General features: G+C 72.7%; 20 protein-coding genes. 7 read left to right on the top strand and 13 right to left on the bottom strand.

Annotation, left to right across the window (positions count from 1 at the left end; translation table 11 throughout):
* Positions 1–26: 26 nt before the first annotated feature.
* Positions 27–482 carry a GNAT family N-acetyltransferase gene (locus IE311_RS22430; protein WP_189833559.1) on the bottom strand — a complete coding sequence of 152 codons (456 nt, stop codon included), beginning with the start codon at positions 480–482 and terminating at the stop codon, positions 27–29.
* Positions 483–574: 92 nt separating this feature from the next.
* Here IE311_RS22430 and IE311_RS22435 point away from each other — a divergent pair, with 92 nt between their 5' ends.
* Positions 575–787 (top strand): hypothetical protein, encoded by a 213-nt coding sequence (locus IE311_RS22435; protein WP_189833560.1) that lies wholly within the window; start codon positions 575–577, stop codon positions 785–787.
* Between the two features lie 140 nt (positions 788–927).
* On the opposite strand, the gene IE311_RS22440 is transcribed toward IE311_RS22435, so the two are convergent.
* The 8 genes from IE311_RS22440 to IE311_RS22475 all read right to left on the bottom strand — a co-directional run bounded on the left by IE311_RS22440 (position 928) and on the right by IE311_RS22475 (position 12,440).
* Complete coding sequence (locus IE311_RS22440) at positions 928–2,499, bottom strand: APC family permease (RefSeq protein WP_189833561.1); 1,572 nt, start codon at positions 2,497–2,499, stop codon at positions 928–930.
* Positions 2,500–2,737: 238 nt separating this feature from the next.
* On the bottom strand, positions 2,738–4,189 hold the full coding sequence (locus IE311_RS22445; RefSeq protein ID WP_189833562.1) for an aldehyde dehydrogenase family protein: 1,452 nt from the start codon (positions 4,187–4,189) through the stop codon (positions 2,738–2,740).
* Positions 4,186–5,925 carry an N-acyl-D-amino-acid deacylase family protein gene (locus IE311_RS22450; RefSeq protein ID WP_189833563.1) on the bottom strand — a complete coding sequence of 580 codons (1,740 nt, stop codon included), beginning with the start codon at positions 5,923–5,925 and terminating at the stop codon, positions 4,186–4,188. The genes IE311_RS22445 and IE311_RS22450 overlap by 4 nt, the downstream gene beginning before the upstream one ends.
* A gap of 635 nt (positions 5,926–6,560) precedes the next feature.
* Complete coding sequence (locus IE311_RS22455; protein WP_189833564.1) at positions 6,561–7,685, bottom strand: LLM class flavin-dependent oxidoreductase; 1,125 nt, start codon at positions 7,683–7,685, stop codon at positions 6,561–6,563.
* Positions 7,686–7,828: 143 nt separating this feature from the next.
* Positions 7,829–8,590 carry an SDR family NAD(P)-dependent oxidoreductase gene (locus IE311_RS22460; RefSeq protein WP_189833565.1) on the bottom strand — a complete coding sequence of 254 codons (762 nt, stop codon included), beginning with the start codon at positions 8,588–8,590 and terminating at the stop codon, positions 7,829–7,831.
* Between the two features lie 14 nt (positions 8,591–8,604).
* The gene (locus tag IE311_RS22465; RefSeq protein WP_189833566.1) at positions 8,605–9,525 is read right to left on the bottom strand and encodes an LLM class F420-dependent oxidoreductase; all 921 of its coding nucleotides are present in this window, start codon (positions 9,523–9,525) and stop codon (positions 8,605–8,607) included.
* Positions 9,526–9,737: 212 nt separating this feature from the next.
* The gene (locus tag IE311_RS22470; protein WP_189833567.1) at positions 9,738–10,784 is read right to left on the bottom strand and encodes a hypothetical protein; all 1,047 of its coding nucleotides are present in this window, start codon (positions 10,782–10,784) and stop codon (positions 9,738–9,740) included.
* A gap of 438 nt (positions 10,785–11,222) precedes the next feature.
* Positions 11,223–12,440, bottom strand: a complete 1,218-nt coding sequence (locus tag IE311_RS22475; protein WP_189833568.1) for an amidohydrolase family protein — start codon at positions 12,438–12,440, stop codon at positions 11,223–11,225.
* Positions 12,441–12,624: 184 nt separating this feature from the next.
* Here IE311_RS22475 and IE311_RS22480 point away from each other — a divergent pair, with 184 nt between their 5' ends.
* A complete protein-coding gene (locus IE311_RS22480) occupies positions 12,625–15,897 on the top strand; it encodes an AfsR/SARP family transcriptional regulator (protein ID WP_229902082.1) in 3,273 nt (1,090 codons plus the stop codon).
* A 240-nt stretch (positions 15,898–16,137) separates the two neighbouring features.
* Positions 16,138–16,359: a hypothetical protein gene (locus tag IE311_RS22485; RefSeq protein ID WP_189833569.1), complete on the top strand. Its 222-nt coding sequence runs from the start codon at positions 16,138–16,140 to the stop codon at positions 16,357–16,359.
* A 252-nt stretch (positions 16,360–16,611) separates the two neighbouring features.
* Here the strand turns inward: IE311_RS22485 and IE311_RS22490 are convergent, their stop codons facing one another.
* Both IE311_RS22490 and IE311_RS22495 read right to left on the bottom strand, forming a co-directional pair.
* A complete protein-coding gene (locus IE311_RS22490; RefSeq protein ID WP_189833570.1) occupies positions 16,612–17,283 on the bottom strand; it encodes an LppU/SCO3897 family protein in 672 nt (223 codons plus the stop codon).
* Positions 17,284–17,488: 205 nt separating this feature from the next.
* Positions 17,489–19,039: a FadD3 family acyl-CoA ligase gene (locus IE311_RS22495; RefSeq protein WP_189833592.1), complete on the bottom strand. Its 1,551-nt coding sequence runs from the start codon at positions 19,037–19,039 to the stop codon at positions 17,489–17,491.
* A gap of 185 nt (positions 19,040–19,224) precedes the next feature.
* Here IE311_RS22495 and IE311_RS22500 point away from each other — a divergent pair, with 185 nt between their 5' ends.
* From IE311_RS22500 to IE311_RS22510, 3 genes are read left to right on the top strand one after another with little or no spacing between them, the layout of a single operon-like run.
* Entirely contained in the window at positions 19,225–20,367 is a 1,143-nt protein-coding gene (locus IE311_RS22500; protein WP_189833571.1) for a lipid-transfer protein, read from the top strand.
* 1 nt (position 20,368) lies between these two features.
* Complete coding sequence (locus IE311_RS22505; RefSeq protein ID WP_189833572.1) at positions 20,369–20,794, top strand: Zn-ribbon domain-containing OB-fold protein; 426 nt, start codon at positions 20,369–20,371, stop codon at positions 20,792–20,794.
* Entirely contained in the window at positions 20,791–21,561 is a 771-nt protein-coding gene (locus IE311_RS22510; protein WP_189833573.1) for an enoyl-CoA hydratase/isomerase family protein, read from the top strand. The genes IE311_RS22505 and IE311_RS22510 overlap by 4 nt, the downstream gene beginning before the upstream one ends.
* Here the strand turns inward: IE311_RS22510 and IE311_RS22515 are convergent.
* Positions 21,548–22,147, bottom strand: coding sequence for a hypothetical protein (locus tag IE311_RS22515; RefSeq protein WP_189833574.1), 600 nt, complete (start codon positions 22,145–22,147; stop codon positions 21,548–21,550). The genes IE311_RS22510 and IE311_RS22515 overlap by 14 nt on opposite strands.
* A gap of 125 nt (positions 22,148–22,272) precedes the next feature.
* On the opposite strand from IE311_RS22515, the gene IE311_RS22520 reads away from it, so the two are divergent.
* On the top strand, positions 22,273–22,881 hold the full coding sequence (locus IE311_RS22520; RefSeq protein WP_189833575.1) for a hypothetical protein: 609 nt from the start codon (positions 22,273–22,275) through the stop codon (positions 22,879–22,881).
* A 43-nt stretch (positions 22,882–22,924) separates the two neighbouring features.
* Here IE311_RS22520 and IE311_RS22525 read toward each other — a convergent pair.
* On the bottom strand, positions 22,925–24,394 hold a 1,470-nt coding region (locus tag IE311_RS22525), incomplete at its 5' end, for an outer membrane protein assembly factor BamB family protein (protein ID WP_189833576.1).

A 24,394-nucleotide genomic window follows, 5' to 3' on the forward strand; every position in this document is an offset into this window, starting at 1 on the left:
CCGGGCTCGACGGCCCACGACAGGGCCTACGCCGAGTGGCGCACGAGCCGGACGTCCACCGGGTCCTCCGACTCGTATCTGAAGCCCTCCCGCTCGTAGAGACGGCGGGCGGCGCTTCCCTGGAGCACGACCAGGCGGACCGGGACCGCGGCCTCGTCCGCGCGTGCGAGGAGCTCCCGCAGCACCGCCGTCCCGAGGCCCCGCCCCTGGAGCGCGGGGTCCAGGTAGAAGTGCTCCAGGTAGAACCCGTCACCGCTCTCGTACGGGCGCATCGTCACACAGCCCGCGAACGCGCCGTCCACCTCGACGACCGAGGTGTGCTCGGGCGAGAAGCCGTCCCGCAGCCGCTGCCGCACCCGGTGCTCGTCGTAGCGGCCGAGGCGCACCAGGTCGTCCCGCATGACGATCGCCCTCAGTTCGGCGACGACCTCGACGTCCTCTGCCGTGCCGGGGCGCAGCGACCAGTTCGTTTCCCCATACATGTACGCATCCTAGGGAGCCGCCGGCCTGCCGGTGCCGACCGGTGCGGGCCGGTGGTCGTAACCGGATCCGTGCCGTCCGCGTTGGTGCGGGCATGAAGAAGATGCTCACCGCAGTCGCCCTGACCTGTTTCGCCGCGACCGGCGGCCTCGCCGCCGCCGGAACCGCGGCCGCCGACACCGGCGGCATGAACCTGCCCTCGGTGGTGCCGCTCAGCGGCGTCCTGACCCCGAAGGCGAAGCCGGCCGGCACGCCCGACCTGCCGCCGGCCAACGCGGCGGTGGAGCGCCTGCTCCCCAAGCACTGAGCCGCGGACGGCGAACACCGCACACACCGCACACGCCGCGCTCACGCGCACACCACGCTCACCGCGCTCACGGAAGAACGAAGGTGGCGGACCCCCCACGGGCCGCCACCTTCGCGTCTCTGTGGCTCGGAAGGAATCCGTCAGTCGGCGACGACCAGCGACGGCGTCTCCTTGGTCAGGATCTCGCCCCGGAAGAAGGCGGGGCTCCTGCGCTGCATCACCAGCATGATCACCACGCCGACCAGCAGCAGTCCGACACCGATCACGAAGACCGAGCCGACGCCGAGGACCGAGGAGCCGCTGCCGTAGGCCGGGTCCCACATGTCGTACAGCGTCTTGCCGAAGACCGCGGTGAGCAGCACGCCGCCGAGGACCGGGCAGAGGCCCTTGTAGACGAAGTCCCGGCCGGAGCGGAAGAGCTCCTTGCGGAAGTACCAGGCGCAGGCGAACGCGGTGAGCGAGTAGTAGAAGCAGATCATCAGGCCGAGCGCGTAGATCGTGTCGACCAGGACGTTCTCGCTGACCAGCGTCATCACCGTGTAGAAGACTCCGGTGGCGACACCCGCGATGATCGTGGCCTTGCCCGGCACCTTGAAGCGCGGGTGGACCTTGGCGAAGGACGCGGGGAGCGCCTCGTACGCCGACATCGCCAGCACCGTGCGGGCCACCGGGATGAACGTCGTCTGGAGGCTGGCGGCCGCCGAGGCGAGGACGGCGACGAAGAGCAGGATGCCGAGGACGGGGCCCATGACCGGTCCGGCGAGGGCGGCGAAGACGTTGTCGGAGGTCTCCGGGTTGGCGAGGCCGAGCCCGCTGTCGCCGGAGCCGACGGCCATCTGCGCGGCGATGCCGGTGGCGAGGTAGGAGCCGACCAGGACGACCATCGCGATGAGCGCGGCGCGGCCGGGGGTCTTGGTGCTGCCGGTGGTCTCCTCGTTGGTCGCCATGCAGGCGTCCCAGCCCCAGTACATGAAGATCGAGAGGGAGAGACCGGCCGTGAAGGCGGCGAAGGACTGGACGGCGAACGGGTTCATCCACGACCAGGAGAAGCTCAGGCCGGTGTCGAAGGTGCCGCTGCCCGCCTTCTGGAAGGCCATGGCGACGAAGACCGCGAGGACGACGAGCTGGAGGCCGACCAGGGCGTACTGGACGCCCTTGGTGGCGGTCATGCCGCGGTAGCTGATCGCGGTGGCGGCGGCGATGAGCGCCAGGCAGGTGACGATGTGGACGGCCTTGTTGTCGTCCAGGGCGGCGATGGATTCGCTGCCGCTGATCTCACCCGCGAGAAGCCAGAAGTAGGAGGTCGCGACGCCTGCCAGGTTGGAGAGCACGATGATCGTCGCGATGACGAGGCCCCAGCCGCACATCCAGCCGATCTTGGGGCCGAAGGCCTTCACGGTCCAGGTGAAGGAGGTGCCGCAGTCGGGCATGACCCGGTTGAGCTCCCGGTACGCGAAGGCGACGAGGAGCATCGGGAGGAAGCCGGCGAGGAAGATCGCGGGCATCTGCAGTCCGACCTCGCCGGCCGTGGAGCCGAGCGTCGAGGTCAGGCAGTAGACGGGGGCGACGGTGGAGATGCCGATGACGGCACTGCCGAGGAGGCCGACGGAGTTTCCGCCGAGGCCTTTGGTGCGCACGCCGTTGGCGTCACCCGGGGCGTTGACGCCCCTTACCGTGTCTCCGGCCTGGGGCCGCGCTTCCACCTGAGTCATGAACAGGACGTTAAATGCTGCGGTTTCCATATCCGGAGGATCAAAATCCGCTCATCTGATCGATCACCGCCTTGCAATGCGGGGGTCGAAGCGGATGAGCGCCAATGATTGAAAGATCGACCAACGCCCCGGACCGACCAACTGGTAGGTCGGTCGGTCCGTGTCCGATATGCGGGAACCGTAGCTGAGCCCGAAATGTCCGATTCGAAAATTTCCCGAGGGATTTTCGAGGATGTCGTCAGCCCGGCCACACCACCGCCTGCAGCTCGCTGTACGCGTGCAGCGCGTACGAGCCGACGTCCCGCCCGACGCCGCTCTTCTTGAATCCGCCGAACGGCGCCTCCATGTTCCGTCCGATCGTGTTCACGCCGACCCCGCCGGCCCGCAGCCGGGCCGCGATCCGGAAGGCACGGGCCACGTCGCCCGACCACACGTAGTCGATGAGCCCGTAGTCGCTGTCGTTGGCGAGGGCGACGCCCTCCTCCTCGTCGTCGAAGGGGACGACCACGACGACCGGGCCGAAGATCTCCTCCCGCACCACCCGCATCTCGTTGGTGCAGTCGGCGAGCAGCGTGGGCGCCACGTAGAAGCCCTTCGCGAAGTCCGGGCGCTCGCCGCCCGCCACGACCCGCGCCCCCTCCTTCCGGCCGAGCTCCACGTACGACTCCACCCGGTCGCGGTGGGCCGCCGAGATCACCGGGCCGACGATCGTGCCCCTCTCCGCCGGGTCCCCCACCTTCATGAAGGCGAGATAGCCGGTGAGCTTCTCGATCAGCCGCTCGTAGATCCCGCGCTGGGCGAGCACCCGGGTCGGGGCCGTGCAGATCTGTCCGCTGTAGAAGGCGAACGTCGTCCCGATCCCCATGACCGCCGAGTCCAGGTCGGCGTCGTCGAGGACGAGCGCGGCCCCCTTGCCGCCCAGCTCCATCAGCTGCCGCTTGAGCGTCCGGCCGCAGACCTCGCCGATCGCCTGCCCGACCGCCGTGGAACCGGTGAACGACACCATGTCGACGTCCGGGGAGTCCACGGCCGCCTCCCCGGCCTCCACGGAGGAGCCGGTGACCACGTTGACGACACCGGGCGGCACTCCCGCCTCCTCCAGGGCGCGGGTCATCGCGTACACGGAGAGCGGGTCCTGCGGGGCCGGCTTGACCAGGACCGTGTTGCCCATCGCGAGCGCGGGGGCGATCTTGCCCGCCGGGTTGGCCCAGGGGTTGTTGTACGAGGTGATGCAGGTGACGACGCCGACCGGGCGCCGTACCGCCACCGCGCCGAACACCCCGGCCTTCCCCATCGGGCCCGCCTCGTTGATCTGCGGGGGCAGCGCCTGCTCGACCGGTTCCATGGCCCCGCGCGCGTACCGCCGGAAGCGGGCGGCGCCCACGGCGACCTGCATGCCGCGCGCGGTGCCGGTCGTCGCACCCGTCTCGGCGCGGGCGAGGAGCGTGTTCGCCTCGGCGTCCCGGGCCATCAGGTCGGCGGCCCGGTCGAGGATCGCGGCCCGCTCCTCCGGCTTCGTACGGGACCAGGAGGCGAAGGCCTCACGGGCCGCGGCGGCGGCCTCGTACACCTGGGCGCGGGAGGCCTCCGGGGCGAGGCCGACGACCTCCTCCGAGGCCGGGTCCACCACCGGGTAATGGCCGCCGTCGGGCTCGACCCACTCGCCGCCGATGAAGAGCTTCTGGTTCACCTGGTCGCCACCGTCCTCGTGTCACGGCCGGAGCGCAGCACCTTCCCCGGGACCGCGCCGGTCACCTCGTCGTCCCGTACCGTCTCCACGCCGTTGACCCGCACCGACACGATCCCGACCGCGCGCGAGTCGAGCCGCGGGCTGTCCCCCGGCAGGTCGTGCACGAGGGTCGCCGGGCCCGCGTCGATCCGCTCCGGGTCGAAGAGGACCAGGTCGGCGTGGAAGCCCTCGGCGATCCGGCCGCGTTCACGGAGCCCGAAGAGCCGGGCGGGATCGTCGGTCAGCATCCGTACCGCCCGCTCCAGCGGTACGAGCCTGCGGCCGCGCAGGCAGTCGCCGAGGAACCGGGTCGTGTACGGCGCCCCGCACATCCGGTCCAGATGGGCGCCCGCGTCGGAACCGCCGAGCATCACGTCCTCGTGGTCCCAGGTCTCGCGCCGCAGCGCCCAGGAGGCCGGGTCGTTGTCGCTGGGCATCGGCCACAGGACGGTGCGGAGCCCGTCGTTGGCGCAGATCTCGACGAGGCACTGGAAGGCGTCCTGGCCTCGCTCGGCCGCGATGTCGTTCACCACCCGGCCGGTGAGTCCCTCGTTCTCGGGGCTGTACGTGTCCCCGATGACGTACCGGCCGAAGTGGGCGAGCCGCCGGAAGACCCCGGCCTCCTTGGAGTCGGCGCGGCGCAGCATCCCGGCCCGGACGTCCGGGTCGCGGAGCTTCGCGATCCGCTCGGGGACGGGAAGTCCGAGGATCTCGCCCCACCCCGGGATGAGGTTGAGGGCGCAGAACGTCCCGAGCGACATGTTCATCGGGGTCAGGATCGGCATGGTGAGGGCGACGATCCGGCCGCCGGACTTACGGGCCCGCTCGGAGGCGGTGAGCTGGCGCGGGACGCGTTCGGGGACGGCGGCGTCGATGGTGAGGACGTTCCAGTTGAGGGGGCGTCCGGCGGCCGCGGTCATCTCGACGAAGAGGTCGATCTCGTCGTCGGAGAACTGGTCGAGGCAGCCGGCCAGGATCGCTTCGAGCTGGGTCCCCTCGTGCTCGCCGACCGCCCGGGAGAGGGCGATGAGCTCGTCCGGGCTCGCGTGCCGGGAGGCGACGGGGGCGCCGTCGCCGTCGGAGTGGGTGGACGACTGGGTGGTGGACAGACCCCAGGCACCGGCCTCCATGGCCTCCTTGAGCAGGGCGACCATCTGCTCCAGCTGCTCGGGGGTGGGCCGGCCGCCGACGGCGTCGGCGCCCATCACATAGCGGCGCAGGGCGCAGTGGCCGACCATGAAACCGGCGTTGACGGCGATCCGGCCGTCGAGGGCGTCGAGGTACTCGGCGAACGACGACCAGCCCCAGTCGACGCCCTCCTCCAGGGCCTTCAGCGCCATGCCCTCGACCTTGGACATCATGCGACGCGTGTAGTCGGCGTCCTCGGGCCGGTCCGGGTGGAGCGGGGCGAGGGTGAAGCCGCAGTTGCCGCCGGCGACGGTGGTGACGCCGTGGTTCATGGACGGGGTGGCGTACGGGTCCCAGAACAGCTGGGCGTCGTAGTGGGTGTGGGGGTCGACGAAGCCGGGAGTGAGGACGAGACCGGTGGCGTCCTCGGTCGTCCGGGCGCTCTCGGCCGTCGTACCGGGTGCGGCGACGACGGCGATGCGGCCGTCGCGTATCCCGATGTCGGCGGTGAAGGCGGGGGCGCCGGTGCCGTCCACGACGGTGGCGCCCTTGATCAGGTGATCGAGCATGACGTTCCCTCTCTGTCCGTGGACGCGGGTGTGCCCCGGACCGGGGGCCGCCGCGGAACGGCCTCCGGCCGGGGCCGGTACGGGGCGGCGGTCCGGGAAGACACCACCCCGCGCTTCGGGCTGCCGCCCGTTGTGGGGCGAACCCCGTCCGGGCCCCGGCCGGAAACGAGCACCGCACCGCCGCGCTGTGGGCCCAACGGGGCAGGTGCCGCGTCCCCCGCCCACCCCCGTTGCCGCCCCAACGGGGGCGAGGGCCACACCCCCACCCACCCCAGTTGTGGGCATACGTTCCGCAGGGGCGGAACGGGTGGGCACAACGGACGTCGCCCCTGCCGGGCGGTCAGGCTTCCGCGCCTGGACCCGCACCCGGTGCGCGGCGCACTGGGGGTGCGGGTCAAGGCACAAGGGGCGGACGCGCCGCCGAAGGGCGCCGTCCCGTGTGCCCACCCGTCCCGCCCCAGCGGGACGATTGCCCACACGGGGGGGGTGGACGGGACGCCGTGCCCGCGCCCACACGGCGGGGGGTGGACGAGGCGTGGGCGTGGGCGCAGCCCCCTGCGCGCAGCCCATGCGCGCGGGCGCCGCGCCCCGGCGGTGGGCGCCCCCGGCAAGCGGCAGCGCCCCGGCGCAGTCCGTCAGGCGCCCGCGGCGCGGCGGAAGCGGGTCGTGCGGTGGACCGGGTCCGTGTCGATCTCCGGGATCACGTGCTCACCGATCAGCTTGATCGAGTTCATCGTGTCCTCGTAGGAGATCCCGATGGGGAGCCCGAAGGAGAGCTGGTCCGCCCCGGCCTGCTCCCAGCGCTTGCACTGGGCGAGGACCTCGGAGGGGTCTCCGCAGATCATCAGCTCCTCCTGGATGAGGAGTTCGATGATCTCCGCCGAGTACTCGGGGAGGAGTTCGGGCCACTCCGGGATGCCCTCCGGCCGCGGGAAGGTGTCGTGGTAGCGGAACAGGAGGGACTGGAGGTAGTTCAGCCCGCCGCCGACGGCGATCTCGACCGCCTTGTCGTGGGTCTCGGCGCAGATCGCCGTGGAGGTCACCATGACGTTGTCGTTGACGAAGTCGCCGATCGCCTTGGCCTCCTTGATCGCCGTCTTGTAGGACTCGACGACCCACTCCATGTCGGAGACCTTCTGCACGCTGAAGCCGAGGACGCCGAGGCCCTTCCTGCCGGCCATGGCGTACGAGGAGGGGGACCCGGCCGCGTACCACATGGCGGGGTGGGACTTCCCGTACGGCTTGGGGAGGACCTTGCGGGGCGGCAGCGACCAGTGCTTGCCCTGGAAGCCGACGTACTCGTCCTGGAGCCACATCTTGGGGAACTCGGCGATCGTCTCCTCCCACAGCTCCTTCGTGTAGTTCATGTCGGTGATGCCCGGCATGAACCCGAGGATCTCGTGGGAGCCCGCGCCCCGGCCGGAGCCGAACTCGAAGCGCCCGCCGGAGAGGTGGTCGAGCATGGCGACCTTCTCGGCGACCTTCACCGGGTGGTTGACGGGGGCGAGGGGGTTGAAGATGCCGGAGCCGAGGTGGATCCGGTCGGTGGCGTGGGCGAGGTAGCCCAGGTAGACGTCGTTGGCGGAGAGGTGCGAGTACTCCTCCAGGAAGTGGTGCTCCGAGGCCCAGGCGTACTTGAAGCCGGACCTGTCCGCCTGGATGACGTACTCGGTCTCCTCCATCAGGGCCTTGTGCTCGGCTTCGGGATCGGTCTCGGCGCGCTTGCCGACGTATCCCTGTACGAAGATCCCGAATTCCAAGGGGGTTCACCGTCCTCGTGAGTTTCTGACGGAGTTTCTGACGAGCCGTCAGATTCGTGATGTGCCCGACTGTCGCACCGCGGGGTGGACCCGTCAATACCTGACGAGTCGTCAGCTGATGTCGTGGTCGCCGCCGAAGCCGCTCAGAACAGGCTGACCCCGGCCAGCCAGCCGCCGTCGATCACGAAGGGCTGCCCCGTGATGTACGCCGAGTCCTCGCCGGTCAGGAAGAGCGCGAGGGCCGCCACCTCGTCCGGGCGCCCGATCCGCCCCAGCGGCACGAGCTTGCGGTAGAGACCGGCCGTGGCCGCCGGGTCCACCCCCTCGGGGTTGCTCATGGGGGTGTCGATCGCCCCCGGGCAGACCGCGTTCACCCGGATCCCCTTCGCGGCCAGCTCCAGGGCCGCGACCCGGGTCAGCCCGAGGACGGCGTGCTTGGAGGCCGCGTAGGCGCCGACCCCGGCCATCCCGGTGAGCCCCGTGTACGAGGCGGTGTTCACGATCGTCCCGCCGCCGGCCGCCGCGATCTCGGGCGCGACCGTCCGGATCCCCAGGAAGCAGCCCGTCTGGTTGACGGAGACGATCGCCTGGAACTCCTCCAGCGGGGTGGAGAGCAGTTCGTTGAAGCGCAGGATCCCGGCGTTGTTGACCAGCCCGTCGATCTTCCCGAACCGCTCCTTGGCGAAGGCCACGGCCGCCGCCCACTCCTCCTCCGCGGTCACGTCCAGGTGGACGTACGCGGCCCGCTCCTCCCCCAGCTCCTTGGCCAGCGCCTCACCGGCGTCGTCGAGGACGTCCGCGAGGACGACCCTGGCCCCTTCCCCGGCGAACAGCCGGGCCTCCTGCTCGCCCTGCCCGCGCGCCGCGCCCGTGACGAGGACGACCCGTCCGTCCAGCTTGCCCATGCCTGCCACGCTCCTCAGTTCAGGTGGGGGGCGACCTCCGTGCCGAAGGCCGCCATCTGGTCGATGAGTTCGGTACGGCTCCGGGACCGGAACCGGACCTGGATCTGATGCACGCCCATCTCGCCGTACGCGCGCAGCGAGGCGGCGATCTCCTCCGGCCGGCCGCTCAGGGTGCGCCGGCCGACCTCCCGGCCGGGCACCCCGACGTACAGCGGCTCGGTGATCGCGCCGACGGTCAGCGGCTCCGTGATCCCGGCCTCGGCGCGCAGCCGCAGCAGCCGGACGATCTGCTCGGCGAGCCTGTCGCGCGGGTCGCCCTGCGGGAGCCAGCCGTCGCCCTTGAGCGCGGCCCGGCGCACGGCGGCCGGCGAGGAGCCGCCCACCCAGAGCGGGACCCGCTCCTGCGCGGGACGGGGCAGCTGCCCCAGCTCCTTGAAGGCGAACAGCTCCCCGCTGTGCTCCGGGTACTCCTCCGGTCCGAGCGCGGCCCGCAGCGCGTCGAGGGTCTCGTCGAGGACGGCTCCGCGGCGCGCGAAGTCCACGCCGAGGGCCTCGAACTCCTCCTGGACGTGCCCGGCGCCGACCCCGAGGACCAGCCGGCCGCCGGAGAGGTGGTCGAGCGTCGCGTACGCCTTGGCGGTGACGAGCGGATGGCGCAGCCCCACGACGGCGACGTGCGAGAGGAGCCGGATCCGCTCGGTGGCGGCGGCGAGGAAGGAGAGCGTGGCGACCGGGTCGTACCAGACGGTGCTCATGCCCTCGGCCAGCCGGCGCGGGATGGCGACGTGGTCGCAGCTCGCGAGGTAGTCGAAGCCGTGGGACTCGGCGGCGCGGGCGATCGCGAGGAGATCGGCGGGCCCGGCGGTGGCCTCCCAGGGTTCGGCGTAGATCGCGCTCTGCGACTGGATCGGCAGCTGCATCCCGTAGACCACCATGAGGAACCCCCTTGAGTCCGGGCATACGGCCCTGATCTGACGGATCGTCAATTAATCGAGCAGGGCCCATGCTCGTACCTGACGATCCATCAGGCAAGGGGTGGGGAGGCGCTGGGGACATGACGACGCCCCCGCCCGGACAGCGGGGAGCTGTCCGGGCGGGGGCGGATCTTCGCCCTCGTTCTCCGATGCGCCGGGAGCGTCGGGAGCCGTCAGGCGCCGTCCGTAGCGCCGGATGCCTTCGCGTGGCGCACCAGGGCCGAGGCGGACAGGCAGACGATGCCCACGGCACTCAGGAGTGCCAGCGCCTTCGCCCAGGCGAACGTGGTGCCGAGGCTGTCGCTCAGCAGCTCGACGGTGCGCGCGCCCGCGACTCCGTGGACCGCGATGACGAAGACGGCGGCGCCCGCGCCCGCGGCCCAGGCGATCAGGGTGTCCCTGGCCGCGAGCCACACCGCGCACGCCAGGCAGAGCACCGTGACGACCGCGGAGAGCGCCTGCGCGTCGCCGCCCGAGCGCAGGCCCGCGAGATCGGTCGGCAGATGGATCAGGCCGCAGACGAACAGCGCGAGTGCGGCGGGCCAGCGCAGTACCGACCTCAGCGCGGGAGTGGCGACATGGCTGGGGCCCGCCGCCAGCGCGCCGTCCAGGACGGACTTGCGGCCCTTGGCGGCGCCCCGGTCGCGCTTCTTCGGGGCGGTCGCGGCGCTCGCGGCCGGGGCGGCCGCCCGGACACGGCCGACGCGCGCGTGGCCCCGCTTCCCGGGTGCGGCGTCCGGCTTCGCCCCGGCGTCCCCGCCCGCAGTGGACCGCCGGTCGCCGCTGTCGGCACCGAGGATGCCGACGAGCCTGACCACGTCCTCGATCGGCCGGCCCACCGCCGCGGCGCGCAGGGTGGTCTCGGCCTCGTGGAGGTCGTATCCGGAGGCGTTCAGCAGCGCGAGCAGTTGGCGCACCTCGTCCAGCGGGCGGGTGACGGCCGCCGCGCGGAGCGCCACGTCGGCGGGGCTGGCGAGCTCGCCGGTCTCCTGGAGGCGGGCCACCAGAGCGGCGACCTCCTCCACCGGCCGCTCGGTCGCCGCGGTCCGCAGGAGCGTGTGGACCGCTTCGTCGCCGGACTCCTCGCGGGCCGGCGCCTCGTCGTCGGGCCGGGGCCGCGGGGCGTCCGATGCTTCCGCCGCCTCCGAGGCGGTGGCCCCGGGGGCCTCGGACCCGCTTCCGGCGGCCTGCGTCTTCGAGGGGGAGGGCGGCCCGGTCACGGGCGGAGTCGCCGCCGTGACAAGGGGCTTCGGCGCGACGGCGGGCGCCGCCCCGGCCGGGGACTTCGGCTCCACCGGGGACGCCGTCGGCCGGTCGGGGAGGGGAGGTACGTCGAACGTCGGGGGCGGGGAGACAACCGGCTCGCGGGACGGACCCGGGCGGGGCTCTGCGGTCGGTTCTATGCCGTCGGGTTCCATGTCGTCGTCCGCGGAATGAAGGTGCGGGAGGGGGTGGGGGGTCATGTCACAGGCTCCGTTCGTGGACACCCGGGGGGGCACCCACTGGCTGTCTCGAGATGTGCAAGATGCGCACACTTGATTACTATTCGCGCTCACTCGAAGACCCTCCGCCATCAGGGGAGCCTCCCGCTGGGCCATCCGGGCGACAGAACGGCCGGGCTCCCCCCTCGAAGGGGGAGCCCGGCCGCGGTCGCGGGACTACGGCCGCCAGAGGCCGTCCGGGGTCAGCCCCAGCAGGTCGATCGCGTTGCCCCGGACGATCCGCTCGACGACGTCCGCCGGCAGATGGCCCATCTGGGCCTCGCCCACCTCCCGCGACTTGGGCCATGTCGAGTCCGAGTGCGGGTAGTCCGTCTCGTACAGGACGTTCCCCGCGCCGATGGCGCCGAGGTTGCGGAGCCCGAAGGCGTCGTCGAAGAAGCAGCCGAAGACATGGCCGGCGAAGAGCTCGGACGGCGGGCGCAGCACCTTCTCGGCGACCCCGCCCCAGCCGCGGTTCTCCTCCCAGACGACGTCGGCCCGCTCCAGGATGTAGGGGATCCAGCCGATCTGCCCCTCCGCGTACATGATCCTCAGGTTCGGGAAGCGCTCGAACTTGCCGCTCATCAGCCAGTCGACCATCGAGAAGCAGCAGTTGGCGAAGGTGATGGTCGAGCCGACGGCCGGCGGGGCGTCGGCCGAGGTGGACGGCATCCGGCTGGAGGAGCCGATGTGCATGGCGATGACCGTGCCGGTCTCGTCGCAGGCGCGGAAGAAGGGGTCCCAGTGGTCCGTGTGGACGGAGGGGAGCCCGAGGTGCGGCGGGATCTCGGAGAAGGCGACGGCCCTCACCCCGCGCGCGGCGTTGCGGCGCACCTCGGCCGCGGCGAGCTCGGGGTCCCAGAGCGGGATCAGGGTGAGCGGGATGAGCCGGCCGTGGGCCTCGGGCCCGCACCACTCCTCCACCATCCAGTCGTTGTACGCCCGGACGCAGAGCAGCCCGAGTTCGCGGTCGCTCGCCTCGGTGAAGGTCTGCCCGCAGAACCGGGGGAAGGTGGGGAAGCAGAGCGCGGACTGGACGTGGTTGACGTCCATGTCGGCCAGCCGCTCGGGCACGGAGTGGGAGCCGGGCCGCATCTGCTCGTACGTGATGACTTCGAGCCGTATCTCGTCGCGGTCGTAGCCGACGGCGGTGTCGAGCCGGGTGAGGGGCCGGTGCAGGTCCTCGTAGACCCACCAGTCGCCGATCGGGCCGTCGTCACCCCTGGCCCCCATGACGGGGGCGAACTTCCCGCCGAGGAAGGTCATTTCCTTGAGCGGGGCGCGGACGATCCGGGGGCCGGTGTCGTGGTACCGGGACGGGAGCCGGTCCCGCCAGACGTGCGGGGGCTCCACGGTGTGGTCGTCCACCGAGATGATCTTCGGGAAGGTCTCCATGGCTTTCACGGTAGCGCCGATCTGACGACCCGTCAGCTACCGTGCGCCAGATCGGCGACGTGACGGCCGTACAACGGCCGTGTCACGGGCCGGACTACGGCCGACCCGATGCTGACGGACTCCCTCCGGGCAAGGCAGACTGTCCAGGGCGAAACCAGCGGTAGCGGTACGGGCAGGGGGAGCGATGGACCGTGAGAACGGGCCGCGAGTTCCGGTGCAGCGGGCTCCGACGACGGGCGAGGACGCCCCGGTGAACACGGATGCCCCGACGGCGACGGACGAAGGCGCCGGCATGGGCACGGGCCAGAAGACGGGCGCTCCGACGCGCCACGCGACGGGAGCGGGGCGAGCGGCCACGACGAAATCCGGCCACGAAGCCGCCGCCGGGCCGCACACGGGCTCCGGCGCCGGGGCGAGCACGGACACGGCCGCCGCCGACGCGAGCGGGGACAAGGCCCCCGCCGCCCGCACCGGCACGGACACGGCCGACACCGGCACGGACACGGCCCACACCGGCTCGGACACGGCCCACACCGGCTCGGACACGGCCACCGCCGCCCCCGGGCTTCTCCGGTTCGCGGTGCTCGGGCCCGTCCGGGCCTGGCGCGACGGCGAGCCCGTGCCCACCGGGTCACCCCAGCAGCGCGCCCTGCTCGCCGCCCTGCTCCTGCGCGGCGGCCGTACCGCCACCGCCTCCGAACTGATCGACGCGCTCTGGGGCGAGGAACCGCCCTCGCAGGCCCTCGCGGCCGTCCGGACCTACGCCTCCCGGCTCCGCAAGGCGCTCGGCCCCAAGGTCCTGGTCAGCGAGTCCGGCGGCTACGCCCTGCGCACCTCCGCGAACGCCCTGGACGTCACCGGCGCCCAGGAACTCGGCGCCGAGGCCGAGAAGCTGCGCGCCGCCGGGGACCGGGCGGCCGCCCGCGACCGGCTCGCCGAAGCCCTCGACCTGTGGGACGGCGAGGTGCTGGCCTCCGTGCCCGGGCCGTACGCCGAGAACCAGCGGACCCGCCTGGAGGAGTGGCGGCTCACCCTCCTGGAGACCCGCCTCGACATCGACCTGGAGGTCGGCGCCCACGCGGAGGCCGTGTCCGAGCTGACCGCGCTCACCGCCGCGCACCCGCTGCGCGAGCGGCTCCGCGAGCTGCTCATGCTCGCGCTGTACCGCAGCGGCCGGCAGGCCGAGGCCCTCGCCGTGTACGCCGACACGCGCCGGCTCCTCGCCGACGAGCTCGGCGTCGACCCCACACCCGAACTCGCCCGGCTCCAGCAGCGGATCCTCCAGGCCGACGCCGAACTCGCCCGCCCGGTCGAGGAGGCCGCCCCGGCCGCCGCGCCCGTCGCCCGCCCCGCGCAGCTCCCCGCGACCGTCCCGGACTTCACGGGCCGCGCCTCCTTCGTACGGGAGCTCGGCTCCCGGCTCGCCACCGCCGAGGGCCATGTCATGGCCGTGTCGGCGCTCGCGGGCATCGGCGGCGTCGGCAAGACGACCCTCGCCGTGCATGTCGCGCACGAGGCCAGGCCGCACTTCCCGGACGGCCAGCTGTACGTGGACCTCCAGGGCGCCGGCTCCCGGGCCGCCGCGCCGGAGACCGTCCTCGGCTCCTTCCTCCGCGCGCTCGGCACCCCGGACTCGGCCATCCCCGACTCGCTCGACGAACGGGCGGCGCTGTACCGCTCGACGCTCGACGGACGCCGGGTCCTGGTCCTCCTGGACAACGCCCGTGACGCCGCCCAGATCCGCCCGCTGCTGCCCGGCACGGCGGGCTGCGCGGCCCTCGTCACCAGCCGGATCCGCATGGTGGACCTGGCGGGCGCCCATCTGGTGGACCTCGACGTGATGTCCCCGGAGGAGGCCCTCCAGCTCTTCACCAGGATCGTCGGCGCGGAGCGGGTCCAGGCCGAGCGGGAGGCCGCGCTCGACGTGGTCGCCGCCTGCGGGTTCCTGCCACTGGCCATCCGTATCGCCGCCTCCCGGCTGGCGGCCCGCCGCACCTGGACGGTCTCCGTCCTGGCGGCCAAGCTGGCCGACGAGCGGCGGCGCCTGGACGAACTCCAGGCGGGCGACCTCGCGGTGAAGGCCACGTTCGAGCTCGGCTACGGGCAGCTGGAACCGGCCCAGGCGCGCGCCTTCCGGCTGCTGGGGCTCGCCGACGGCCCGGACATCTCCCTCGCCGCGGCGGCGGCCGTCCTCGACCTGCCCCTCTGGGACACCGAGGACCTCCTGGAGGCCCTCGTCGACACCTCCCTGGTGGAGTCGGCCGCGCCGGGCCGCTACCGCTACCACGACCTGGTCCGGCTCTACGCGCGTGCCTGTGCCGACCGCGACGAGCAGCCCCCGTCGGAGAAGGACGCCGCGCTCTCCCGGCTCCTCGACTTCTATCTGTCGACGGCGGCACGGGTGTACGCCATCGAGCGCCCCGGCGACCGTCTCGTCGACCACCTCGAACCCACCACCCACGAAGGCCTCTCCTTCACCGACCGCCACACGGCCCAGGACTGGCTCTACGCCGAGGCCAACTGCCTCCTCGCCTGCGTCCGCCAGTCCGCCGGGACCCCGGGGACGCTGCGGCGCGGGGTGGACCTGCTGTGGGCGGCGCTGGACCTGGCGGAATCGGGCGCCAACTCCAAGGAGTACGAGGCGGTGGCGACGGTCCTCCGCGAGGCGGCGGGCCGCACCTCGGACAGCCGGGCCGCGGGCCGGGCCGCCATCGCCTCGGCGTATGTGCACCACGTGTCGGGCCGGTTCGACCAGGCCGACCAGGAGGCCCGCGAGGCGATGGGGCTCGCCGACCTGGTCGACGACCGGATGCCCCGCTCCTGGGCGGCCAACACCCTCGGCGTCATGGCGGTCTACCGCAACCGGTACGAGGAGGGCGAGGAGTTCCTCAACCGCGCGATCGAGGAGTTCCGCGACTGCCAGGACGAGCCGGGCGAGGCCAGCGCCCTGTGCAACCTCTCCCGCATCCATCTGCTCACCGGCCGCACGGTCAGTGCCGTGGTCCTCGCCCGCCGGGGCACCGCCATGTACGACCGGATGGGCCATGCCCTGAAGGGCGCGAACGGCCGCTACGCCATGGGCGTCGCGCTCACCCAGAGCGGTCAGCTCACCGACGCGTACGACAGCCTGGCGGCGGCCCTCGACGTCTTCCGGGACAGCCGGCAGCGGCTGTGGGAGGGCATGACGCTCTTCCGCATGGCCGAGGTCGACGTCGCCGCCCGCCGGTACGCGCAGGCCGCGTCCCACGCGGAGATGGCCCTGACGGTGCTGCGCGGGATCGGCGGGGAGTGGCGCCGGGGCAATGTGCTCACCGTCCTGGGCCGGGCCCTGAACGGCATCGGCCAGCTCGGCAGGGCCGAGGTCTGCTGGCAGGACGCCCTCGGCATCTACGAGGAGCTGAACTCCCCCGAGGCCGCCGAGGTCCGGGCGCTCCTCGCCCCGGCGGCCGCCGCCTGAGGCGGCCGATCGGGCCCCGGCCTCGGCGTTCATCGTTCGTTTATCGCCGGCGGACATGCTTCTTCCATCGATCCGTCGCGTCGGGGGGCAGACGGGTCGCCGAAGAGGCCGTCCTCTCCACGCAATAGGGTGAGCGGCCCTGCAGTGAGACCCGTCCGGCAGTCCACGGGGGAACAGCCGGACGGGTCTCGACGACCCATCTGACCCACGATGAAACACGAAGAACCACGGGAGGTTCCGATGAGCGACGAGTCGATCGCCAAGCCGACGAACGTTCATGTCACCGGCGGCGAGGCCGCGGACATCGAGACCAAGAACATCCACGTCACCGGCGGTGACGCCGAGGACTCGATCGCCGAGAAGATCGGCATCAAGAACATCCACGTCACCGGCGAGCCGGCCGACACGGGGACCGCCGCTCCGCTCGGCAACATCCACGTCACCACGGAGCCGGCCAAGTAGACCATTCCCGACGGGGAAAGGCCGCGGCGGCGACTTCGGGGGAGCTGCCGGGGCCGACCGGGAAGGTCCGGTCGACGGGGGAGCACACGGGCTCGGGGGACACCCGGGACGACGGAACCAGGGGGGGATCCGTCCGGGCAGGGCCCGTGCGCAACGCGATCGGACCGTCGCAGGAGGAGGGGCCGGGCTGCTGCCCGGCCCCTCCGGCGTGTGTACGGACCTCTCCCGTCGTGGCGTCGCGGCGCGGGTCCGTCAGCGGGCGTAGGAACCGAGGCCGACCAGGCAGTACACGTACTCGCTGACCGTGGTGCCGTTCATCGTGTAGCGGTGGGAGAAGGCGTACTGCGTCCTGGGGTTGGCGTTGCACTTGTTCATGTCGGAGGTGAACGGGAACGTCTGGATCACCTTGTAGTGGGCGTCGGACGCCGAGCAGGAGACCTCGTCGACGCCGCTGACGGACTGCGCGGTCGTCGAGTCGGGGAGCGAGCCGTTGAGGCAGGTGCCCTTCTCGTACGGGTCGGGCTCCTCCTCCGTGGGGGTGGCGGCGGCGGTGGGGTCGCCGTCCACGTCGAAGGTGGGCGGCGGCGGGTAGGAGAAGGTGGGGATCGGGCCGGGGCCGGTCGAACCGGCCCTGTCGTCCTGGTCGTCGTTCAGGAGGTAGGAGCCTCCGATGATCGCGCCGAGGACGGCGAGGGGGACCAGGCAGCCGAGGAGACCGCCCTTCTTCTGCTGGGCCCCCGCGACGGTGATGCGCAGCTGGACCGTGCTCTCGCCGAGGCGGGCGGCGACGAGTTCGCCGTGGCGGCAGGGGCGGACGCGGAGCTGGGCGGGGCCGGTCGGCAGGGTGACGGTGATGACGACACCCTGGGCCGCCTGCTGCGGGGTCAGGGTGAGGGGAATCTCGGAAGGCGCTGGCGAGGACACGGGCGGCTCCGGGGGATGGGGGACTGCGGTTCGCCGAGGACGGCCCCTATGACGTGTACACGGCTACGGACGGTTGCACTCCTGAAGCGCCGGGCGCCCCTCCCTCGACTCCTCGGGCGCCCGCCCCTCCCTCTCGACCCCTCGGGTGCCCGCCCCCTCCCTCGACTCCTCGGGCGCCCGCCCCTCTCCCCCTCGACCCCTCCCCTCAACTCCTCGCCCTCAGATCCCCCTTCACCACCTTCCCGCTCGCGTTCCTCGGCAGCTCCGTGACGAACTCGACCTCCCTCGGGACCTTGTAGTTCGCCATCTCCCGCCGCGACCAGGCGATCAGGTCGTCCGCCGTGACCCGCGCCCCCGGGCGCCGCACCGCGAAGGCCTTCCCGACCTCGCCGAGCCTCGGGTCGGGGATGCCGATCACCGCGACGTCCGCGATCTCCGGGTGGAGGCCGAGGAGCTGCTCGATCTCGGCCGGATAGGCGTTGAAGCCGCCCACGATGAACATGTCCTTGAGCCGGTCGGTGATCCGCAGATTGCCGGCCTCGTCGAGGACGCCGATGTCCCCGGTGCGGAGCCAGCCGTCCGCGTCGATCGCCGCCGCCGTCTCCTCCGCGTCCTCGAAGTAGCCGCTCATCACGTGGTGGCCCCGGACCAGGACCTCCCCGGTCTCCGAGAGGCGGACCTCGGTGCCGGGGATCGCGCGGCCCGAGGTGGTGGCGACGGTGGCGTCCGGGTCGTCGCGCCGGCACATCGTGACGATGCCGCTCGCCTCGGAGAGGCCGTACGCGGTGAGGACCGTACCGACGCCCAGCTCCGCGCGGAGGCGCTCGACGAGCCGCAGGGGGACCACGGCCGCGCCCGTCACGACGAGGCGGAGGGAGGACAGATCGTGGGCCGTGCGGGCCGGGTGGTCGAGGAGGGACTGGTGGAGCGTGGGCGGGCCCGGCAGGACCGTGACGCGCTCGGCGGCGATGTTGGCGAGGACGGTGTCGACGGTGAAGACGGACTGCGGGACGATCACCGCGCCCCGCATCAGACAGGCGAGGATCCCGGCCTTGTAGCCGAAGGTGTGGAAGAAGGGGTTGACCACGAGGTAGCGGTCGCCCTGGCGGAGACCGGCGAGCTCGGACCAGATCGCGTAGCAGCGCAGGCTCTGGGCGTGGCTGATGACCGCGCCCTTGGGGCGGCCCGTGGTGCCGGAGGTGTAGATGATGTCGGAGGGGGCGGCGGGGTCGATGGCGGCGGCCCGCGCGCGGACCCGCTCGGCCGGGACGCCGTCGCCCTCGGCGAGGAAGGCCTTCCAGGTGGTCCACTCCGCTTCGTCGGGCGCGGTGTCGCCGAGGACCACGACCTTCTCCAGGTGCGGGAGCGCGACTCCGGAGCGGCGCAGGGAGGCCACGTAGGAGGTGCCGAGGAAGGTGCCGGTGACGAAGAGCAGCCGGGCCCGGGAGCGCTGGAGGACGGAGGCGGCCTCGGTGCCCTTGAAGCGGGTGTTCAGGGGGACGAGGACGGCGCCGGCGGTGACGGCGCCGAGCGCGGAGACGATCCAGTCGAGGCTGTTGGGGGCCCAGATCGCGACCCGGTCCCCCGCCCGTATGCCGGTGGCGAGGCAGGCTGCCGCCGCCCGCTCGACGCGTTCGCCGAGTTCGGCGTAGGCGACACGGACGCGTCCGTCGACGACGGCCTCCCGTGCGCCGTACCGCCGGGCCGCCGCTTGTACGAGCCCGGGGATCGTGCCCCACTCCAGGTCACCGCGCACCCGGTCCTCCCCCGGCTCGCGGACGCCCGCCTCGCCCCGCTCACACACCCCGGCCTCCCCCGGCTCGCCCGCCTCGTGGACCGCGCCCGCCTCGTCCATCTCCACCACTCCCCTTAGCTGACTATCCGTCAGATTAGTTGTAACCTGACGCGCTGTCAGTAGCGCTGTCGTACGGGGAGGTCGCCTTGCTCAAGGACGCCACTGCCATCGTCGGGATAGGCCAGACCGCGTTCGCCAAACAGCTCCCCGAGACGGAGAAGACACTCGCCTGCCGGGCGATCCTCGCCGCCCTCGACGACGCGGGCATCGACCCCTCCGAGGTCGACGGCTTCGCCTCGTACACCATGGAGGAGACCGACGAGGTCGAGGTCGCCAAGGCCATCGGCGCCGGCGACGTCACCTTCTTCTCCAAGGTCGGCTTCGGCGGCGGCGGCTCCTGCGCCACCGTCGGCCATCTCGCCGCCGCCGTCGCCACCGGACAGGCGAGCGTCGGCGTCGCCTGGCGGTCCCGCAAGCGGGGCAGCGGACCCCGCCCCTGGAAGAACACCGCCGTCCAGCTGCCCACCCCCGGCCAGTGGACCCGCCCCTTCGGACTGCTCCGCCCCGCCGACGAGATCGGCATGCTCGCCCGCCGCTACATGCACGAGTACGGCGCCACCCGCGACCACCTCTTCAACGTCGCCCTGGCCTGCCGCAACCGCGCCAACCAGAACCCGGCCGCGATCATGTACGAACGCCCGCTGACCCGGGAGATGTACATGACCTCCCGCTGGATCAGCGAACCCCTCTGCCTCTTCGACAACTGCCTGGAGACCGACGGCGCCCTCGCCTGCGTCATCGTCTCCGCCGAACGGGCCCGCGACTGCAGGCAGAAGCCCGTCTACGTCCACTCCGCCGCCCAGGGCCTGCCCGCCCAGCACCACGGCATGGTCAACTACTGGAACGACGACCCGCTCTCCGGCCCCGCCTGGACCGCCGCCCGGCACCTGTGGAAGCAGGCCGACTTCGGCCCCCAGGACGTGGACGTCGCCCAGATCTACGACGCCTTCACCCCGCTCGTCCCGCTCTCCCTGGAGGGCTACGGCTTCTGCGAACGCGGCGAGGGCGCCGCCTTCACCGAGGGCGGCGCCCTGGAGATCGGCGGCAGGCTGCCCCTCAACACCGGCGGCGGAGGGCTCTCGGAGGCGTACGTCCACGGCTTCAACCTCATCAACGAGGGCGTGAAGCAGCTCCGCGGCACCTCCACCGCCCAGGTCCCCGACGCCGCCACCTGCCTCGTCACCGCGGGCGAGGGAGTCCCCACATCGGCCATTCTGCTGAGGAGTTGAGATGCTGACCCCCGTCACCGACGAGGACGGCGCCCCCTTCTGGGAGTACGCCGCCCAGGGCGAACTGCGCGTCCAGAGCTGCGCCGACTGCGGCGAGCTCCGCTTCCCGCCCCGCCCCTGCTGCCCGCACTGCCACTCCTTCGCGAGCGAGTGGCGCCCGATGTCCGGGCGCGGCCGGATCTGGTCGTACGTGCTGCCCCACCCGCCGCTCCTGCCCGAGTACGCCGCCCAGGCCCCCTACAACGCGGTGATCGTCGAACTCGCCGAGGCCCCCCGCATTCGCCTCGTCGGCAATGTCGTCGCCGCACCCGACGCCCCCCTGAACTCGGTCGACCCGAGCAGGCTGCGGATCGGCGCCCCCGTGAGGGTGTCCTTCGCCGAGATCGACGGCGTCGTCGTCCCCCGCTGGCTCCTGGAGCGCGGATGAGTGTCCGGGTCGAGCGCGACAAGGAGACCGGGGTCGCCGTCGTCACCCTCGACCGGGCGGAGAAGCACAACGCGATCACCCCGGAGATGGCCCGCGAGCTGAGCGACGTCTGGCGGGGGTTCCGGTACGAGGACGAGGTCCGCGCGATCGTCGTCACCGGGGCCGGCGGACGGGCCTTCTGCACCGGCATCGACCGCTCGGCCGAGGTCCCCCAGCCCTCCTCGCCCTACACGATCGACGACCCGCTCCTCACGATCGGCCCCAAGGCGAACGACCTGTGGAAGCCGGTCGTCGCCGCCGTCGAGGGCATGGCCTGCGGCGGGGCCTTCTATCTGCTCGGCGAGTCCGAGTTCCTGATCGCGGGCGAGGACGCCACCTTCTTCGACCCGCACACCACCTACGGCATGGTCAGCGCCTTCGAGACCGTCCACATGGCGCAGCGGATGCCGTACGGGGAGATCGCCCGGATGGCGCTGATGGGAAGCGCGGAACGGATCTCGGCCCGGCGGGCCCACGAGACGGGTCTCGTCTCCGAGCTGACGGAACCCGGCGGGGCACTGGCCGCCGCCCTGCGGGCCGCCGCCGTGGTCGCGGGCCACCCGACGGAGGCCGTCCAGGGGACGGTCCGGGCGCTCTGGTCGGTCCGCGAAGCCGCCCGCGCCCAGGCCCTGGCGCACGCGCCGCACCTGGTGGCCCTCGGGAACCTGCCGCCGGAGCGACAGGCGGAGCTGTTCGGACGGCGGGGGGCGGGATTCAGGACGCGGTAGCGGAGGGGGTGGGGGTGGCGGTCTCCGAGACCTCGCCGTCGACGAAGGCGACGCACTCCTTCACCCGGCCGACGGTCCCCGGGTGCGCCATCTCCACCTCGAAGCGCTTCGTCCCCCTGCGCTCGACCGTGACCGTCGTCTCGGTCCGGTCGACCACCGTGTGGTCCGCGCCCTCGAAGTGGACGACGACCCGGAACGTCTTCTCCTCCCACGCCTCCGAGACGATCTTCAGCGTGGTCGTGGTGTCCGCCCTGCGGGCGGGCTTCCCCTTGCGCTTCTTCTGCGCGGGCTTCACACAGTCGACCGTGGTGACGTAGACCGTCGCGGTCGGCGTGGACGTCGGCGTGGGGTCGTACGTGTACTCGTCGGAGGCGCTCGACCCGCCGGATCCGCCCGAGCCGTCGTAGTCGTCGTTGCTCTTCTTGGAATTGGAGCAGCCGCCGCCGTCCGAGTCGCCGCCCCGGCTCTTGCTCTTCCCGCTGCCGCCGCCACTGCCGCCGCTGCTGCCGTGGCCGGTGTGGAAACCGGTCAGCGCCAGCACCACCACCGTGAGCGTCGCCGCGAGCTTCAGACGTGTGCGCACCATCGCCGCTCCCCCGTTCTCCTGTCGTGTCCGCGCCACTTTAGCGGCGCCCCGGTGCCACATGGCGGGCCCCCCGCACCCGGCGTAGCGTCGGGAGCGAGAGCCGGACCGCCGAGGAGGCCACAGCGATGATCCGTAATGTCGCCGGTTCGGTACTGGCTCTCGCCGGAGCGACGGCCGCCGTCTGGAGCCCCTTCCGTGCCTGGTACGACGGCCGTCACGGCCGCGACTACGCGATCGACGAGCTGTTCACCGGCATCACGGACGCCAAGGCCGAGGTGATCGGCTCGATCCTGGCGCCGTTCCTCTTCGCCGCCCTCCTGACCCTCCTGGGAGTGCTGCTGCGCTCCCGGCTGCTCGTCGCGCTCGCCGGGATCGTCGTCCTCGGCTTCACCGTTCTGTGGATGGTGCGGGTCGGGCAGGCCGAAGGCGGCCTCACGGTCGGCGGTGACGGTGCGGGACTCGGTGACGGGGTCGCGAACGCCCTCGGCGGCGGAATCCTGCTGCTGATCGGCGCGCTCGTCATGTCGGGCAGGTCCCGCGCGCCGCACCGGGTCGACCGTCCTCCCCGGCACACGCGTCCCACGCTGGACGGGCCGTCGCCGCAGGACCCGTCCACTCCGGAGCCGCCGCCCGCGCACCCCCGGGCCCCGTCGCCGTACGCGGCGACCCAGACGTACGACGTCCCGACCGGGGACCCGGAGCAGGAACGGCGGGACCCGCCACCGAAGAGCTGAAGCACTTCGGCGGCGGGTCCCTGTCGGCGTCTGTCCGTGCGTACTAGCGCGCGGTGGACCCCCGCCCGGTCGCCGTGCCCTTGACCGCGTCCAGCGCGTACACGCAGCGGTCCTTGCTGCACGCGTACACGACCCCGCCCTTCGCCACCGGCGAGCCGGTGATCTCGCCGCCGGTCGCCAGCTTCCAGCGGAGCTGACCGCCGGTCGCGTCCAGGGTGTAGAGGACGTGGTCGGCCGAGCCGAAGTGCACCCGGCCGTCGGCGACGACCGGGGAACCGACCAGTTCGCCGCCGGCCGCGAACCGCCAGCGGGGCGTGCCGGTGACCGCGTCGAGCGTGTAGAGCGCGCTGCCGCTGCCCACGTGGATGTTGCCGTCGGCGACGAGCACCGGCTCCGCCGACTGGCGCGGCTCGGTGGCGATCCGCCAGCGGTCCTGCCCGGTGGTGGCGTCGATGGCGTACACCGTGCCGAGGTGGTCGGAGAGGTACACCCCGCCGCCCGTGACCGCCGGGCCCGGCGCGAACGCGGGCGGGGACAGGAAGACGGCCGGCGCCTCGAAGTGCCAGCGGACGTGACCTGCCGCGATGTCGATCGAGAGGACCCGCGTGCCCGCCGACACGTACACACAGCCGTCCTCGGCCGGGGCCACCCGGACGGGCACGTTGGCGCAGGAGGCGGCGTCGCCGATCGGGTACGACCAGCGCTCCGCGCCCGTGCGGGCGTCGAGCGCCTGGAGCCGGGCGTCCCGCCAGACGTACACGGTGTCGCCGTGCACGGCGGGCCCCGCCTCCGGGGTCTCGAAGTCGGTCTGGGCGCCGGTGATCTCCCACAGCTTGGCGCCGTTGGAGGCCTCCCAGGCCTGCACCCCGCCGCCGCGGGTACCGGTGACGACCGTTCCCCGGTCGACCCGGAGCGAGTACACCCAGGCGTCCGTCCGCAGCCGCCAGCGCTCGCTGCCGTCGGTCGCGTCGAGGGCGTAGAGGGTGGGGCCGTCGGAGGCGTGGATACGGCCCGCGGCGACGGCCATGGACCAGGCCACGTCCCGGGTCTTGAACTGGCGCCGACCGCTCCCCGTGTCCAGGGCGTGTACCTCGAAAGAGGTCACGTAGAGGAGGTCTCCGTCCACGACCGGAGTACCCCAGACGTCGTTCGACATCCGGAAGCGCCACGGCCGCCAGGGTCCGGGCTCCGGCGGCGGGGCCTGGTCGGAGCCCTGCGAGGGGACGCCCACCGGACGGGAACCGGGCGGCGGGCCCGGTTCCCCGGCGTACGAACCGTGGTCCGCGCCGTGCGGGCCGCCGCCGGGCGGACGGATCCAGCCGGTCGCCGGACCCGCGTCGGCGCTCCGGCCGACGGCGAGCGCGGCGCGGGTGTCGGCGACCCGGGGACCGGGACCGATCGGCACGGTCGCACCGCCGAGGCGCACGGGGCCGCCCGCGCTCTCGACGGGCCCCGCGTGCCGGCCGCCCCCTACGGGCGCGGGCTCGGGGAAGCGCGGGTCGCCGCCCTGGCC

Origin of the sequence: Streptomyces zaomyceticus, assembly GCF_014656215.1 — a bacterium.
Classification (GTDB): Bacteria; Actinomycetota; Actinomycetes; order Streptomycetales; family Streptomycetaceae; genus Streptomyces; species Streptomyces zaomyceticus.

What these genes read in the sequence shown, in the direction of transcription:
- IE311_RS22430 (WP_189833559.1), bottom strand. Translation starts at nt 482, where the DNA reads ATGTATGGGGAAACGAACTGGTCGCTGCGCCCCGGCACGGCAGAGGAC.
- IE311_RS22435 (WP_189833560.1), top strand. Translation starts at nt 575, where the DNA reads ATGAAGAAGATGCTCACCGCAGTCGCCCTGACCTGTTTCGCCGCGACC.
- IE311_RS22440 (WP_189833561.1), bottom strand. Translation starts at nt 2,499, where the DNA reads ATGACTCAGGTGGAAGCGCGGCCCCAGGCCGGAGACACGGTAAGGGGC.
- IE311_RS22450 (WP_189833563.1), bottom strand. Translation starts at nt 5,925, where the DNA reads ATGCTCGATCACCTGATCAAGGGCGCCACCGTCGTGGACGGCACCGGC.
- IE311_RS22460 (WP_189833565.1), bottom strand. Translation starts at nt 8,590, where the DNA reads ATGGGCAAGCTGGACGGACGGGTCGTCCTCGTCACGGGCGCGGCGCGC.
- IE311_RS22465 (WP_189833566.1), bottom strand. Translation starts at nt 9,525, where the DNA reads ATGGTGGTCTACGGGATGCAGCTGCCGATCCAGTCGCAGAGCGCGATC.
- IE311_RS22475 (WP_189833568.1), bottom strand. Translation starts at nt 12,440, where the DNA reads ATGGAGACCTTCCCGAAGATCATCTCGGTGGACGACCACACCGTGGAG.
- IE311_RS22480 (WP_229902082.1), top strand. Translation starts at nt 12,625, where the DNA reads ATGGACCGTGAGAACGGGCCGCGAGTTCCGGTGCAGCGGGCTCCGACG.
- IE311_RS22485 (WP_189833569.1), top strand. Translation starts at nt 16,138, where the DNA reads ATGAGCGACGAGTCGATCGCCAAGCCGACGAACGTTCATGTCACCGGC.
- IE311_RS22505 (WP_189833572.1), top strand. Translation starts at nt 20,369, where the DNA reads ATGCTGACCCCCGTCACCGACGAGGACGGCGCCCCCTTCTGGGAGTAC.
- IE311_RS22510 (WP_189833573.1), top strand. Translation starts at nt 20,791, where the DNA reads ATGAGTGTCCGGGTCGAGCGCGACAAGGAGACCGGGGTCGCCGTCGTC.
- IE311_RS22515 (WP_189833574.1), bottom strand. Translation starts at nt 22,147, where the DNA reads ATGGTGCGCACACGTCTGAAGCTCGCGGCGACGCTCACGGTGGTGGTG.
- IE311_RS22520 (WP_189833575.1), top strand. Translation starts at nt 22,273, where the DNA reads ATGATCCGTAATGTCGCCGGTTCGGTACTGGCTCTCGCCGGAGCGACG.